The following is a 15,825-nucleotide window of genomic DNA, read 5'->3' as shown; positions in this document are numbered from 1 at the left end:
CTGCGTTGCCGTTTTCTGCGAAAAAGCCTAACTTCCTGTTATGAAAAAAACCCTGCTGCTATTGTTACTATGCATAGGCAGTATCCGGGAGCTCACTGCACAAACGACGGAAAAATGCTGTGACAACGCCACCTGCAGAGCTAAAGCGGTATCCTATGCACAAACCATATCTGCGCTCACGAAAACCCTGGGAAAATATCAGCCACAGGACAGCGCCAACGAACAGCTGCTCACCCGGCTGCAACAACAACATCCACAAAGCTACCAGGATTTCATCCGGGTCAGCCGGCAAACCGCCACTTTCATCAACGACACGCTGAACGGCACCTGCTTTGCCGATGCATTGCCCGACGATGAAGCCAACAATGTATTTCAGTGGCTCGTGTATATGAACCGCCAACATATTGCCCATCCGGAGTTTCCTTCCTCTGAGTTTTGCGGCGGACTGGAAAAACGCTTCGAGCTCAGTCAGGGCGCTGCCAATATTTTCAGCAGCCAGGTAGCCTACCTCGGCACGGTGAGGGGTTACCTCAGCTATACTTTCGCCGGCGCCGGACAGTGTGGCGGCCGTTTTCGGGTAATGGCCGGTCCTGCCCTGTTCCTGCGCGGCAATACCTTCTATACCACGCTTAGCACGCGGCTGGCCGTTCGCGTCACTGACATCTCAGTGAAAAAGATACCCGTCGGCGTTGGCAACCTCAACGCCTATACGGAATATAATACCAGCTTCGTACATTTTAACCAGGTGGCACTGGGAGCGGAATTGCAGCTGGGACCATTTGGCCTCAACCTGTCGGTCAACAATGAACTGAAATCCGCACGTATGGGCTTTGCCGTAGGCATCGTCCTGTTCCATCAGCCTTTCAAAAAAAGACCATGAACGTACTCATTACCAGCGGCGGCGGCGCCAAAGGCGCTTTCAGCGTAGGAGCGCTCCGTCAGCTGATGACCACCACCGGCATCCGCTCCTTTGATCTCATCAGCGGCACCAGCACCGGCGCCCTCATCGCGGCCATGGTAGCCGCCGGTAAAATACCGGAGGTGACAGACATATACCTGAGCAACAGCAATGCGGACATCCTCAACAAACAAAACGCTATCGATAACATCATCAACAACAAGCCTTATCTGTACGACACCACTCCGCTGGAAAACCAGATCCGGCAACAGATGACCGATGACGCCTGGAACACCATACGGCAATCCGCTTCTATTTTATGCCTCAATGCCGTCTGCCTGCAAACCGGCCGCCTGAGCATCTTCTCTTCACGTCCTATCCAGGCGAGTATTCACTACGATAGCCTCGTGATCAATTCCTCCGAAATGCTGATCAAATCGCTGCAGAGCAGCAGCAACCAGGCCGTTTTCATGCCGCCTGTCACCATTGGTGACCGCCAGTATGTAGACGGTGGCAACCGGGAGGTAGTCCCTACCCGTGCTGTCGTCACCAATCTTCCATCCGGAGAAGAGCACCGGATCTATATCCTCAGTAACAACCCGGACACACAGCAGCCAGGTAGCGACAACTATACCGGCCTTCTCGATGTGCTGATGCGCGCTGTTACCATCTTCATACAGGAAGTACGGGAAAACGACCTCGAAGTACTGCGCAACTTCCAGCACAATGCCACTGCCCCCGTCAAAGTATTTTATATCAGCCCAGAAGCAGAACTTGACCCCGACTTCCCCACCGGTCTGCGGTTTGACCGGCTGCTGATGCAGGCCTGGATGAAACAGGGACAATTACGCGCCAAGGCAATACTGGAACAGTATCCCGGCGGCAATTGGTAGTAGAAGAGCATCAGCACAATACCGATGCAGTATCCCGGTGGCAATTGGCAGCAGAAGACACATCAGCACAATACTGAAGCAGTACCCCAGTGGCAATTGGCAGCAGAAGACACATCAGCACAATACCGATGCAGGACCCCGGTGGCAATTGGCAGCAAAGGAAATGCATCGCGCAACGCGTGCGAAATCGGACACTTTTGTTCCGAAACCGGACGCACCGTAACTCCCCGCCTCTTGCCCGGCCAGTGTTTCAAACATGGCACCTTCTTGGCGGAGCAGCTACCAGGCAGATTAAAATTCCCGATTATGTTGAAAAACTACTACGCCGCCACCGTCCGGGGGATGGTCAAAAACAGGCTGTTCACCTTTGTCAATATCAGCGGCCTGTCGATAGGGCTCGCGCTGGGCATCATCTTCCTTCTTTTTGTAAAGGGGGAATTACAATATGACCGTTTCCATCCCAATCTTTCTTCGATCTACGGCATCATGCTCAATGATCCCCGGGAGAATGTCATCTATACCGGCTATACGACCACGCCTGCCCTTGCCTCGGCCATCCGTGAGGGCCTGCCCGATGCGGACCATGTGACACGTGTTACCCATGGCGGCGACCAGTTGCTGAACATCGGAGATAAAAGCACCTATGAAAACGGGTACTATGCCGATGCGGATTTCTTCCGTATTTTCCGGTTCCCCGTTATTGCCGGCGATCCGGTAGCGGCGCTCTTCGACCCCGGCTCTATCGTCATTACCTCCGGCACAGCAAGAAAGTTCTTCGGCACCGATGACGCCGTCGGTAAAATATTCCGGCACAACCAGGCCCGCAACCTGAAAGTAGGCGCCGTTATTCAGGACATCCCGGACAACAGTACCCTGCGGTTCGATGTGATGCTGCCTTACCAGCTCATAGAACAGCAAAACCCGGGCATCTCCGATCGGTGGGACTATAATGCCATGCAGACTTTTGTGACCCTCAAACCACATGTTGACCCGAACATTTTCAATGATAAACTGAAAAAACTGATTGGCACCCGTTATGGCAACAGTACCCCTTTTACCTATCCTTTTGCCGACTTTCACCTTTATAACAGGTTCAGGGACGGTAAACCCGCAGGTGGCAAAATACAGGTCATCCAGTTCGTCATTATTGTGGGCATCTTTGTCCTTTTGCTCGCCTGTATCAACTTCATGAACCTGGCCACCGCACGCTCCGCACAACGCGCCAGGGAAGTGGGCGTACGCAAAACCCTGGGCGCCACCCGGCGCCAGATCGTATGGCAGTTCCTCTCCGAATCCATGGCCATGGCCTTGCTGGCGCTGGTCACCGGAGTATTGCTGGCTAAACTGAGCCTTCACGCGATGAACACGCTGCTTCATACCCATCTGACCATGGACCTGGCAGACTGGAAGCTGTGGTTGTTTATGATTGGCCTTGCCATGGTCACCGGCCTTATTGCCGGTAGCTACCCCGCCTTCTTCCTCAGCGCCTTCCGGCCCGTCAAAGTATTAAAGGGCCTGATGCCGGGTAACCGCAACGGCAGCCTTTTCCGCAAAGGCCTGGTCACCTTTCAGTTTATGATCTCTATTTTCCTGATCATTACCACCATCGTCATTTTCCGGCAACAACGGTATGTACAGGAGCTGCCCATCGGTTATGAGACGGAAAACCTGATCGACATTCCCACCCGCGGCAATATGGCCGGCAAATATGACGCTATCCGGGAGGCCTTCCTGCAAATCCCCGGCGTACAAAGCGTTTCCGCCGGCAACGACGACCTGGTACGCTACAACGGCGCCACCAATGACCTGGTATGGCCAGGCAAAACAGCCGACCAGAATTTTATGGTCAATATCAGCCAGGTACAATACGATTGGATCAAAACAGCAGGATTATCTCTCCTGGAAGGACGGGATTTCAACCGCGATTTTGGGGATACCATGGGTTGCATCCTGAATGAAACTGCAGTAAAAAAGATGGGACTGAAACCTCCTGTAGTGGGCACGCTCATTGGTCAGAACATGGTGATCGGCGTGGTCAGGAACTTCTCTTTCAATGATCCGTTCGACGTCACTCCGCCATTAGCGGTCTTCCTGAATACCGGCACCCTCAATCATATTTTTGTGCGCCTCGTCAACGACGGCCAATGGCAGCAACAGGTACAGCAACTGGAAGCCGCCTTCAAAAAGACAGCGCCTGGCTACCCATTCGAGTTCCACTTCACCCAGGATGCGCAGGAACGCAAATTTGAAGGAATCCGTTCCACCTGGCAGATGATCAGCGTGGTGGGCACGCTCGCTATTATTATTTCCTGCCTTGGGCTGCTGGGGTTATCGACCTTCATGGCAGAAAAACGTACCCGCGAAATTGGCATCCGCAAAGTATTTGGCGCCAGCGTTGCCCGCCTGTGGTTCATGCTGTCGGCCGATCTGATGAAACCGATACTGCTGGCCTTCCTGCTGGCTGCTCCGCTGGCAGCATGGGCCATGCAGGTACTGCTGCAACACATGGACCGTCATATCACCCTCTCCTGGTGGATGTTTATGCTCGCCGGTTTGCTGGCTGTGGTCATCGCATTGCTGACAATCAGCTTCCAGGGCATCAGGGCGGCGATGACCAATCCGGTTAACAGCCTGAGGTCAGAATAATAAACAGGACTTACCCCCCAACCTGATCATCTGAAAAACAATCCTACGCTCCCAGCAGGTACAACAGCTGGTCAGCCTCTCCATTTCTCCCGGGAAGGATATGCAAATGCACTTCCAGTCCGGGATTGACCGGATGTTCCGTCTGCCGCAACGGCTTCAGGAGATAAAGGGTATCACCTAAACGGATATACGTTTCATGTGCCGCTTTGCCACGTTGCAACGGGAACAGTACCTCCGTGATCTTACCGATCACAATCACCTTGTCACGGTTATGGTACTGGCTTACCAGCCGTTTATCCGTTTCCGTTAACACCGCCGGCGCTTTCACCGCCAGCGCCTCCGGATAGATCACCTGTAACAACACACCGGTAACACTGATATGTAACTGTACCCGTTCACCTGCCATGCCGGCTGCCCGCTCTATCACGCCCGGATACCAGGAAGACAACTGCCTGCCCAATACAGAAACACCCGGCAATGGCACCGCTACCCGGTACACCTCGCCATTGTCCGCCACATAATCCACTCCCCCCCGGCCATTGGCCTGTAATGCCTTCAACTCCATCTCCACAATCCCTTTGCGGCCATTGTTAATGCTATGCCGGCTACGCCGCCGCATCAGCCACACTCCCCGCCACATAAAATAACAAAGCGAGAACATCAGCAGAAATATCAGCCCTACGCCAATCCTAAAACCGGTCGCATCAGAAGGTATAAACAATAACAACCCAAACACCAGTGTCACAAATGTAAAAAACAACAGCAGCCTCAAACGACGTCCCTTCACCCGCCCCAGGCTTTGCAACAATTGAATATCAGTATCAGTCAGTTGAACTTCTTGTCTCGTCATATCGCGAAGTTACTAAAAGGAAACTGTCAGAACGATGACAACCCCCACCTCCAGAAGACACCACCCCCGGATTCAGTATCTTTGCAAAAAAGAGAATTATGACCGCTGTCTATATTATTCGCGCGACTTTAGAAAATATCACAGCATTACAGCAACTTTCTGTCGCCACTTTCCGGGAAACCTACGAAGCCTATAATACACAGGAAGATATGCAACACCACCTGTCCACACACTTTAACGCCACACAACTGTCAATAGAAATCAACTCCCCGCACATCAGCTACTACATTGCCTTCCGGCAAGATACGCCCATCGGCTATATCAGGCTCAACACCGGACCGGCACAAACCGACCTGAAAGATCAGAACGCGCTGGAAATAGAACGTATCTATGTACTGCAACAGTTTCAGGGGCTCAAAGCAGGACAACTGCTGCTCGACAAAGCCATCGCTGTGGCCCGTGAGAAAAATGCAGACTTCATCTGGCTGGGCGTATGGACAAAAAATGAAAAGGCACAGGGATTCTATCACAAACAGGGGTTTGTTCCCTTCGGGCAACATATCTTCCGGCTCGGCGCCGATGAACAAATGGATATTCTGATGAAACGGGACATTTAAATCGTCCCGGGGCTGAAGCCCCGGGCTAATCCGGCAGCACCGGCAATACTACCGACGAAGGATGCGCTGCATCATGATACACCCGGATATCAGCCTTCTTAAAATCTTTTTCCTGTGCTTCGTAGATATTGATGAACTGCTGCGGATTCCTGTCAGCCAGCGGAAACCAGCTGCTCTGTATCTGTATCATAATACGATGGCCCTTTAAAAAAGTATGTGCTACGTCCGGTAACTCGAAACGCACCTTCTCCACCTTACCGGGCGTAAACGCCTCCGGAAGCGCGAAGCTGTTACGGAAGCGGCCGCGGAAAATATCACCACGCACCAGCATCTGATACCCGCCCATCGGATGCGGGCCGCCGGCATCACGGGTCATATTGGGCTGCGAGGCGCCAGGGTAACTGAAATTATCCGGGAACACATCAATGACCTTCACCACAAAATCGGCATCGGTACCGATAATGCTTACACGGAGATCTGCGGTAACAGCGCCCCCCAGCGTCACCGGCGCAGTAAGCGGCCCGGTTTCAAAAGTCAACACGTCAGAGCGGCGGGAGGCAAACCGCTGATCATCGGTCATATAGTCACGGGTGCGTATATAATGTATGTCACCGGTATAAGGCACCGGATGCGCCGGATCACTGATGTATTCACTGTAAGGCCGCGCAGCGCCGGCAGGACGCGCCCAACCCAATTCTCCGCCAGCCTGTAAGTACATCGGCTTGTACGCCACCTCCGGCGAAGGCCAGGTGGTAAACTGCCGCCAGTGGTTTTCCCCGGTAAAAAAGACAGTAGCTTCAGGCAGATCTGCCAGCGAACCTTTGTCTTTCAAATAATGATTAAAGAATGGTACCTCTATATGCTCCTGGTACCAGGCGGCGGTATTATCGCCGAATTGTACATTGCCCAGCCGGGAGCCGTCTGTGGAAGCCCATTGACCATGATACCACGGGCCCATCACCAGTTTATTGAAATGGGCAGACTGCTTTTTCTTTTCAATAGCCTTGTACAGGTTCCACGCACCGTAACAGTCCTCTGCGTCAAAAAGTCCACCTACCACCAGGATGGCAGGTTCTATCCGTTCCACGTACTGCCGCGGGTCGCGGGCCTTCCACCAGTCGTCGTAATTGGGATGGGATATGATCTCTTTCCAGAACGCCAGGCTGTCGCCCGTCAGCTTCGTAAAATCAGGAATGGTGCCTATCTGCAGGAAGGTCTGGTAGTTATCGGCGCAAGGCAGCTGCAATTGCTGCACCGGCGCAACGGACACCGGCTGCGGATGAGGATACCCGAAACCCTTGGTGTAAAAATTAAAACAGTCCATCAGGAAAAAAGCCCCGTTATGGTGGAAGTCATCACCATGGAACCAGTCCGTCACCGGCGCCTGCGGACTAACGGCCTTCAATGCCGGATGCCCGCTTAAAGCGCCCATGGTACTATAAAAGCCGGGATAGGAAATTCCGAAAATACCGACCCTGCCATTGTTATGCGGCACATGATGCAACAACCATTCAATGGTGTCATAGGTATCGCTGGCCTCATCAATATCAGTTCCTTTCTTATCAGGATTAAACGGCCGGATATTGGTAAACTGCCCCTCGCTCATCCAACGGCCACGCACATCCTGAATAACGATGATATAACCCTCACGGGCATACGTGTTCCAGTATGAATTCCACAGCCTGGGCGACATATCTTTGCCATAAGGGGCACAGGAATAAGGTGTCCGGGTCATGAGCACCGGGTGCTGCTCGCTGCTGTCAACTGGTTGATAGATAGTGGTGAACAGCTGCACGCCATCACGCATACGGATATACTGTTCTTTTTTGATATAGTGGGAACGCACCCATACAGAGTCTGCGGCAGACCGTGCGGCGGCTGTCAGCGACAGCAGCACGCACAATACGCCTGAATAAACTTGTTTCATGGCTTCTCGTTTAACCGCCCCTAATACCCCTTGTTCTGCGGGAAGTTGGCGGGGTCATTATGGATATTGATTTCACTCTGCGGAATGGGGAACAACAGGCGGTCGGCGTTTAACACCGGCGTAGCCAGATTGTACTCCTGCTTCAGGTGAGCCTGCAATACCGCCACGCCGTTGCTGCTGCGGGCCAGGTCAAACCAGCGGTCGTTCTCAAATGCCAGTTCCACTCTCCTTTCACGGAAAACAGCATTGCGGAAACTGGCCTGGTCCGGCAGATCGGCAGGTGTCTTTTCTGCCAGGCCTGCCCTTTTGCGGACAGCGTTCAGGAAACCGAAGGCCGTTCCCGGGCCGGTAGCGCCACTGTATGCCTGCTCATTGAGTGCTTCCGCCTGCAATAAGAGTATATCTGCGTAGCGAAGCACCGGGAAATTGCTGCCGCCATCGTTGGTGGCGCCGGGCACATCGAAGTATTTTTTTACATAGTTGCCCTTGACCACATTGGTTGCGCTGTTATTGTAGATGGTATCCAGCGATACGCCCAGTCGTTTGTCTCCTGGTTCATAATTGGCCACCAGGTCGTGGGTAGGCCGGTTGTTGTTGGAGCCCCCGTATTGCACACCATTATAATAGAAAGACACCGGCACCATATCGGCGAAATAGTTGTTGCCTTCAGAAGGATTGAGGCCTTTTTTGAAACGCACGGCAAACAGTATTTCGGGGTTCACCACGTTGGCCGGCTTGTAGAGGTCAGCATAGTCATTGAGCAGACTGTAGCCGGCGCCTAGGTTTTTCAGGGCTGTCAAGGCATCGGCCCATTTTTTCTCTGTCACCAGCACTTTGCCCAGCAGGCCGAAGGCACTGCCAGCCGTGGCCCGCCCATAGTCGTTGGCGTTAGCATAAACAGCCGGCAGCAAAGATGCGGCGGTTTGCAGATCACTCTCTATCTGCGCATATATTTCCGTAACGGCATTTCTTTTATGGCCCAGCGCCTGCGAGGTAGTCTCCATTTTGGTGACCAGCGGCACCGCTCCGTATAGCCGTACCAGGTTGAAGTAAGACAATGCCCGCAGGAACAACGCCTCCCCTTTGTATTGTTTTTTGGATGCGTCAGGGATCGCGGAGGCATCGATCTGGTCCAACACGGCATTGGCCCGCGTGATGATCACATAAGCGCCGGCATACCCGTCGCTGACAAAAGGATTGGTGGTCACTTCGGTAAAAAAGTCGATCTGGGAAGCTACACCGGCCAACGCGCCACGGTCCCATATATCGGTATTGTCGCTGCGTACTTCCATCAGGTAATAATAGGTTTTGCCGTAGGTCTGCGCGCTTTGCAGGCCGTCGTAAACAGCATTCACCCCCTGCTCAAAATCAGATGCCGTCTTAAAAAAGGTGGAAGTTGTTTGGTTGGACTGCGGCGTAAGGTTGATAAAATCCTTGCTGCAGGCGCTGAAGGTAAGTATGCCTAAAAGCGGTAGTATATATTGACGTTTCATAGAGCCCTGGTTTTAGAATGAAAGATTTATACCGGCGATAAAGGTTTTCGGCAGCGGATAAGTACCGTAGTCCTCTCCCTGTGACAGCGGACTGTCGGGCCGGGCGTTCACTTCGGGGTTGTAACCGGTGTAGTGTGTCCAGGTGTAGATATTCTGGCCGGACACATACAGACGCAGGGCGTTGACATGGTTGCCCAGCAGCTTTTTATTGAAGGTGTAGCCGAGGGTCACATTACGCAAACGCACAAACGAACCGTCTTCCACATGGAAGGAGCTGATCTGGGCGCTGTTGGCGTTGGTGACGCGGTTGGCGCGCATCACGTTGCCATCTCCGGGGTCTTGCGGGGATTTCCAGTAAGACAGGGCATCGGCCATCTGGTTGGCGTTACCTTCCATATTAAAGATAAAGCGGCGTTGCAGGTTCAGGATCTCATTACCATGCACCCCCTGCAGGGATATGGCCAGATCGAAGCCTTTGTACCGGAATTCATTGGTCATCCCCCAGATAAAATCCGGGAAATAGCTGCCAATGGTGGTACGGTCGTTGGCATCGATTTTTTTGTCTCCGTTCACGTCCACAAAACGACGGTCCCCCGGTTTGGCGGTGGCGTAATGAGGATAACTGTTGATCTCGTCCTGGTTAACAAACACTCCTCCGTTCACATAGCCGTAGTAGCTGCCGATAGGCTGGCCCACCGCAGTAATGAACAACTGTGAGATAGTGCCGTTACCACCGTCCGACAGGATCGGGGCGTTACCCGGACCAAGCTGCAGCACTTTATTCTTGTTGGCCGACAGGTTGAAATTGGTGTTCCAGCTGAATGCCCCGGTAAGGTTGCGGGTGGTCAGACCGAATTCCACGCCGCTGTTCTGCACCTTGCCCACATTTTTGAGCGCTGTGGCAAAACCGGAACTAAAGGGCACCGGCACGTTCAGCAGCAGGTCGGAGGTGGTGGTTTTATAATAGTCCGCGCTGAGATAAATACGGTTCTGGAAAAGGCCAAGGTCCAGGCCGGCGTTGAATTGCACCGTCTTCTCCCAGGTCAGGTCCGGATTGGCTGGCTGGGCAAGCCCGGCGCCATTGACCACATTGCCGTTGCCGCTGCCAAGGATATAGTTATTGGAAGCCAGCAGGTCATAGGAAGCGTAGTTGGCGATCTGGAAGTTACCGGAAGTGCCGTAACTCACGCGGGCTTTCAGCTCGGAAATTACAGGCACTTTAAAGAACGCCTCATTGCTGATCAGCCATCCGCCGGAGACAGACGGGAAATAGCCCCATTTGTTGTTGGCCCCGAAGCGGGACGAACCATCGCTGCGCAGACTGGCGCTTACGAAATATTTATCGTCATAGTTGTAGTTGATACGTCCCAGGTACGAGAGCAGCGACCATTGGGAGGTATTAGACGTGCCGCTGGTAATGGTGGCCGCATTAATCGTATGTACGGCATCGTTAGGGAAGCCGGTGCCTACCGTTTCGTTGGCTTTGGTGGTATTTTTCTGCGAAGTGTATCCTGCCAGCACATCGAAGCGGTGTTTTGACGCCTCAAAATGATAGTTGAGCGTGTTTTCCCATAACCAGTTCACCGACTGCGCCGTCTGGGCGGACCCTTTAGGCACGGTGGGCGCTGCCTGCTGGATAGGTTTATAGCTGCCCAGCGTGGAAGGACGGTAATAGTTGCGGTTGAAATAATTGATGTCCGTTCCGAAGAAGGTTTTAAAGGTCAGCCCTTTAATAATCGTGTATTCGCCATAGATATGTCCGAGGTTGCGTACGTGGTCCAGTTTATCTTCGATCTGGGTGGCGAGCGCCACCGGGTTTTCTCCGCCGGAGTAGCCATAGGCCCACACGTTTTGTTTGTTGGTGGCCAGGGAACCGTCAGGGTTGTACACCGGAAAGATGGGTGATGCTTTAAGGGCATTGCTCAGGATACCGTCAAACGTCCAGGGGCCTTCACTGTTGATCAGGTCATAATGATCAAAGGTGGGGTTCAGGGAGAGACCTACTTTCAGCCGGGAGGTGAGGTTGGCCGTAAAATTGGCCCTTACTCCATATCTCTTATACCCCGAACCGATCACGACACCTTTTTGATCGAGATAATTACCGGAGATATAATACTGGAATTTATCATTACCGCCGGAAGCGGAGAGCGTGTGATTTTGTACCGGCGCGGTGCGGAATACCGCATCCTGCCAGTCGGTGTTCACCAGCCCCTTTTCCCCGTTGAGGTACGGCAGTGTTTCCGGAGCTATCTGGAAGTTGGAGTTGCCGCGGGTGGCATTGTCATCGTTGATGCTGCCACCGGGTTTGGCGTCGAGATAAGCGTTGTTCTTGGCGTCAAAAGAGAGTTTCGCCCATTGATAGGCGTCCAGCATTTTGATTTTTTTGCTTACCTGTTGGAAGCCGCCGTAGGCGTTATAACTAAAGGAAGGCGGTCCTTCTTTTTTCCCTTTTTTGGTGGAGATGAGCACCACGCCGTTAGAGGCCCGGGAGCCATAGATAGAGGCCGCGGAAGCATCCTTGAGTATTTCGATGGACTCGATATCGTCGCTGTTGAGGGTGCTGAGCGGGTCCGGTGATTTCTGGAAGGAAGCCTGGCCGGTGATGCCTACTACGTCTGTAGTGCCTTGCAGGTTCTTCAGGTCGTTGGATAACGGGAACCCATCTACGACGTAGAGCGGATCTGTACCGGCCGAAATGGAATTGAGGCCCCTGATGCGGACGCTGAGGCTGCCGCCGGGCGCGCCGGTGTTCTGTATCACCTGCACCCCTGCCACCTTGCCTGCGATAGCCTGGGCAAAGCTGGATACCGGCTGGTCTTTCAGCTCTGCGGCGCGGATGGAAGACACGGCGCCGGTCACTTCACGGCGGCGTTGCACGCCGTAGCCCACTACGACTACCTGGTTGAGCGACGAGGCGGATTCTTTGAGTACGGCGTTGAGCAGCAGCGGCGTTCCTGCCTTGAGGGTATAGCCGGAGAGCTCCTGTGGCTCCAGGCCGATGAAAGTAATACGGAAGGTGTAAGGGCCTCCGGAGGGAAGGTTTGGAAACTGAAACACGCCGGCCGCATTGGTCTGCGTGGAGGAAGTGGTGCCGGTGGCCGTATTGGTGACGGTAACGGAAGCTCCCGGCAGGACCTCGTTGCGGTCGTTACGTACGGTACCGCTTACGCCTGCACGCTGTTGCGCCAGCAAAAACATCGGGGAACCAAGGGCCAGTATCAACAGGAGGATAGCCCATGTCCGCTTACGTGCATTAATGTAAAATAAGTCCATAGGTAACTTTTGGTTTAAACAAATGAGTGTTTTTTACCAGGTGGCCTGGTAAATGGTCGGGTAGTAAAAGCCTGACAATCCTGATTGTTTGATTACTCAATTATGGTATCATTTGGTTATCTGTTTTACTATTCGGGGAAGCCTGCATGGGCATATGTCACACATCCCATAACGCAATAATCAAATAATAAAATAACCAAATTTTTCGATTCCGGTTGCCGCGCTGCTGCCCTTTTGTCAGCAGCATATTGATTGTTCTGTAAGCGCGATAAAAGTACTCACAAGTTTTTAGTCTACCAAATTTATAGACTTTTAACTTTTCTAGTGCGCCGCCACAGCGATATTTTTTAAATTCTTCAGACAGTTATTTCAATTTAAATTAAATTATTATATTCGTGAAAATATATATACACGATGACCGCAATCAGTCATGATAAATTACTGGAGTTGGGTTTCATTTTTCAGCCGGCGAAAAGGTCGTATAAAATCGAAATCGGAGGGTCAGCATTTGGGGTGGTGGAGAGTGGTCCGCGGTGGTTGTTTTCACCCCTACCAATGGAACATGTTTCACTCGTTACGGTTAATTCACTGGAAGAGCTGGGCGATCTCGTTTTTGCGGAAACAGGGATAAGACCAGGTGCCTGAAAAATAACATAACAGGAAATTGCGGCGGCTACTTAAAGTTTTACTTTACTTTAAACAATTCGACTAAATATATTGATAATCTAATAGTTACAATACAGACATTTTATCAGCCAGATATAAAAAAATGCAGGTCTAAAAAACCTGCATTTTTATTAAGTAATACATAAAAACCAGCCTATTTCAGCCATTTTTTAAGGTCATCAAGGAAAGAAACCTGCTGGTCGGCGAATACATTATGCCCTGCTCCTGTCAGATAATCGACCCGGTCACTGCCCAAAATCGCCGTCACCGCCGCTACTTGTTTTTCAGAAAACAGCCCGTCGTCCTTTCCGTAAACTGCATATATCTTTACCTTCCCGGCCACCAGTTTTTTAAGCTCCGGCAGCATATTCAAGGTGGTGTAATGTTCATGCTCCCAATAGCCGGTTGGCGCCAGCCGGGTCATCTGGCCTGCATATCTTTTCACCACGGAATCCTTCCTGGTTTCCTGATAGATAACCTTCGCCTCATCTGAAAAATGTGCCGGCCCGTACAAGCCGTTCATCATCGCGTGCCCCAGCGCATAGGAGTTATATGCCAATCCGGCAGTATCCATTTGCTCAATCATCCCAATATACCGAAGGCTCATACTGTCCTTTTTCTCCTCGTAAATACCTTTTACTTTTGCCAGAATAGTACGGTAAGTTTCCTGTGCATTGAGCAATGCATCTGCCAGCACAATGGCATCTACCGCCCCCGGATTTTTGCCTGCGTATTTAACGGCCAGCACCCCTCCGAAACTATGTCCCAGCAAAACGGCCTTTTTCAGTTTGTAGGTTTTATAGAGCCCATCAATATCAGCCAGCGCCTCCCCGAAAGTAAATTTAGCCGTGGTGTCCGGCGAACGGCCTTCACCCCTGCGGTCGTAAACAATCACAAAAAAACCTTTTTCGGCCAGCCGCGCAGCGGTGCTTACTTCAAAAAAAGCGGCGTTATACCCCGGGCCACCATGCAGGAAAATGACCGGTTTGTCTGTAGGGCTGCCGTAAGTCTTTACATATAAGGTCTGGGAATGCGCCCGGCACAATACCAGGCATAACAGGGCCGTGAGGATTTGTTTCATGAAACGGGAAAGGGATTTTTTTACCGGGCGAAAGTAGTAAAAAAGCACCTTACATTTGCGCTTCAGACATTTATTATGAAAGCTACAATTTGTGTAACCTCCCTGCTGCTGGCAATATTATGCCTGTCTTTCACGACAGGGGCCAGAAAAAAGTATTGCAACGGCCGCTTCCAGTTCTGTATGGAATACCCGGACGATTTTAAAGCCGACGGAGAATCCGGTAACGGCGACGGCCAAACGTTTTCCGCCCCGAAAGGCACGGCCAAAATATACGCCTTCGGCCAGCTGGTCATGGACCCGGCGGATATTGACGATAACGTTCAGCCCGGGACCGACCCTTTGAAGTATAACTTCCAGTCGGCCACCAAAGGACTTAAAGTGGCCTATAAGGTCATCAAACCCGGCTACTACATCTATTCCGGCACCAACAGCAAAGGCGAGATTGTGTACTGTAAAACAGCCAAACGCAAAATCGACTATATGGGCGGTGATTCCGATGTCTTCCAGACCATCATGATCATCTACCCCGCAGCCGAACAGGATAAGTACAAAGATTATTGCACCTACATCGCGGGAAGCCTCAAATAAAAAGAGGCTCCCCTTTCTTCCCCGCCTATTGATCCTACGCGAATTATTACTACCTTCCGGTCTGAACAAAAACAACCAAAGTCAGTAACTGTTACCACGTGAACATGAAACAGGACCTACCAGCCATCCTGTCAATAAACAGCTGAATAATTTTCCGGATGAACAATGAACCAGTAACATTCCGCGACCAGCCCGCTGCGGGCCAACCGCAGACGGATACCGCCAATGCCCGGCTATGGGAGGAAGTGCGCCAGAACAACCAGAAGGCACTGGTAGCCCTGTACGAAAAAATGTATCTGTCGCTGGTCAACTATGGCATCCGCAGCTGTGGCGACGCAGAACTCACCAAAGACGCCATCAACGATGTTTTCCTCGAGATATGGGACAAACGACACCAGTTGAACACCGTCCGGAATGTGAAGTCCTACCTTTTTACTTACCTCCGCCGCAAAATATTTGCCGGCATACGGCAATCACAACAGACCGGCGCAGCTGCCGATGCATTCGCTACGGCCGCCCCCTACGAACTGTCGTATGAAGCCCGCATTGTGGCCGTACAAACCACAGAGGAGCTGCGGGAGAAGGTACGCCGGGCCATTGCTCAGCTCACGCCCCGCCAGAAGGAACTGGTGGAGCTTCGTTATTTCGATGGCCTGCCTATGGAAGAAGTGGCCCGACGCACCGGTATCACGACCAAAACGGCCTACAACACCCTCGGTTCCGCGCTCAAAATACTGTCCGCCGCCTTCTCCCTGCTGATGCTGTTGCATATCAAATCGCTCCGTGCCCTGCCTGCACAGGAAGCCAACCTGTCTATGCACAAAAACGGCCCAGGCATCGGGCCATTGTCTGTCGACCTTTATTTTAATGTGATCAACACACTGAAATAAAGG

The 15,825-nt window shown here is 52.1% G+C and carries 12 protein-coding genes; 7 read left to right on the top strand and 5 right to left on the bottom strand.

Annotated features, from left to right (window positions below; translation table 11 throughout):
- Window positions 1-40: 40 nt before the first annotated feature.
- The 3 genes from HGH92_RS24465 (at window position 41) to HGH92_RS24455 (ending at window position 4,437) form a co-directional block, all read left to right on the top strand.
- Window positions 41-880 (top strand): hypothetical protein, encoded by an 840-nt coding sequence (locus HGH92_RS24465; RefSeq protein WP_168873445.1) that lies wholly within the window; start codon window positions 41-43, stop codon window positions 878-880.
- Window positions 877-1,791 carry a patatin-like phospholipase family protein gene (locus tag HGH92_RS24460; protein WP_168873444.1) on the top strand — a complete coding sequence of 305 codons (915 nt, stop codon included), beginning with the start codon at window positions 877-879 and terminating at the stop codon, window positions 1,789-1,791. The genes HGH92_RS24465 and HGH92_RS24460 overlap by 4 nt, the downstream gene beginning before the upstream one ends.
- A gap of 306 nt (window positions 1,792-2,097) precedes the next feature.
- Entirely contained in the window at window positions 2,098-4,437 is a 2,340-nt protein-coding gene (locus HGH92_RS24455; RefSeq protein WP_168873443.1) for an ABC transporter permease, read from the top strand.
- 43 nt (window positions 4,438-4,480) lie between these two features.
- Here HGH92_RS24455 and HGH92_RS24450 read toward each other — a convergent pair whose 3' ends face one another.
- Window positions 4,481-5,287, bottom strand: a complete 807-nt coding sequence (locus tag HGH92_RS24450) for a hypothetical protein (RefSeq protein ID WP_168873442.1) — start codon at window positions 5,285-5,287, stop codon at window positions 4,481-4,483.
- A gap of 98 nt (window positions 5,288-5,385) precedes the next feature.
- On the opposite strand from HGH92_RS24450, the gene HGH92_RS24445 reads away from it, so the two are divergent.
- A complete protein-coding gene (locus tag HGH92_RS24445) occupies window positions 5,386-5,904 on the top strand; it encodes a GNAT family N-acetyltransferase (RefSeq protein ID WP_168873441.1) in 519 nt (172 codons plus the stop codon).
- 25 nt (window positions 5,905-5,929) lie between these two features.
- Here the strand turns inward: HGH92_RS24445 and HGH92_RS24440 are convergent, their stop codons facing one another.
- The 3 genes from HGH92_RS24440 to HGH92_RS24430 are packed head-to-tail and all read right to left on the bottom strand — an operon-like array spanning window position 5,930 to window position 12,597.
- The gene (locus HGH92_RS24440; protein ID WP_168873440.1) at window positions 5,930-7,831 is read right to left on the bottom strand and encodes a CocE/NonD family hydrolase; all 1,902 of its coding nucleotides are present in this window, start codon (window positions 7,829-7,831) and stop codon (window positions 5,930-5,932) included.
- Window positions 7,832-7,851: 20 nt separating this feature from the next.
- Complete coding sequence (locus tag HGH92_RS24435; protein WP_168873439.1) at window positions 7,852-9,324, bottom strand: RagB/SusD family nutrient uptake outer membrane protein; 1,473 nt, start codon at window positions 9,322-9,324, stop codon at window positions 7,852-7,854.
- 12 nt (window positions 9,325-9,336) lie between these two features.
- Window positions 9,337-12,597, bottom strand: a complete 3,261-nt coding sequence (locus HGH92_RS24430) for a SusC/RagA family TonB-linked outer membrane protein (RefSeq protein ID WP_168873438.1) — start codon at window positions 12,595-12,597, stop codon at window positions 9,337-9,339.
- A 414-nt stretch (window positions 12,598-13,011) separates the two neighbouring features.
- On the opposite strand from HGH92_RS24430, the gene HGH92_RS24425 reads away from it, so the two are divergent.
- Window positions 13,012-13,242, top strand: coding sequence for a hypothetical protein (locus HGH92_RS24425; RefSeq protein WP_168873437.1), 231 nt, complete (start codon window positions 13,012-13,014; stop codon window positions 13,240-13,242).
- A gap of 175 nt (window positions 13,243-13,417) precedes the next feature.
- On the opposite strand, the gene HGH92_RS24420 is transcribed toward HGH92_RS24425, so the two are convergent.
- A complete protein-coding gene (locus HGH92_RS24420) occupies window positions 13,418-14,344 on the bottom strand; it encodes an alpha/beta hydrolase (protein ID WP_168873436.1) in 927 nt (308 codons plus the stop codon).
- A 75-nt stretch (window positions 14,345-14,419) separates the two neighbouring features.
- Between HGH92_RS24420 and HGH92_RS24415 the strand changes: the two genes are divergently transcribed.
- Both HGH92_RS24415 and HGH92_RS24410 read left to right on the top strand, forming a co-directional pair.
- Window positions 14,420-14,932, top strand: coding sequence for a hypothetical protein (locus tag HGH92_RS24415; RefSeq protein ID WP_168873435.1), 513 nt, complete (start codon window positions 14,420-14,422; stop codon window positions 14,930-14,932).
- A gap of 158 nt (window positions 14,933-15,090) precedes the next feature.
- Window positions 15,091-15,822 (top strand): RNA polymerase sigma factor, encoded by a 732-nt coding sequence (locus HGH92_RS24410; RefSeq protein ID WP_168873434.1) that lies wholly within the window; start codon window positions 15,091-15,093, stop codon window positions 15,820-15,822.
- Window positions 15,823-15,825: the final 3 nt, after the last annotated feature.

Origin of the sequence: Chitinophaga varians, assembly GCF_012641275.1 — a bacterium.
Classification (GTDB): domain Bacteria; phylum Bacteroidota; class Bacteroidia; order Chitinophagales; family Chitinophagaceae; genus Chitinophaga; species Chitinophaga varians_A.
The sequence above is the reverse complement of the archived record's forward strand: the minus strand, read 5'-3'. Positions and strand labels throughout refer to the sequence as shown.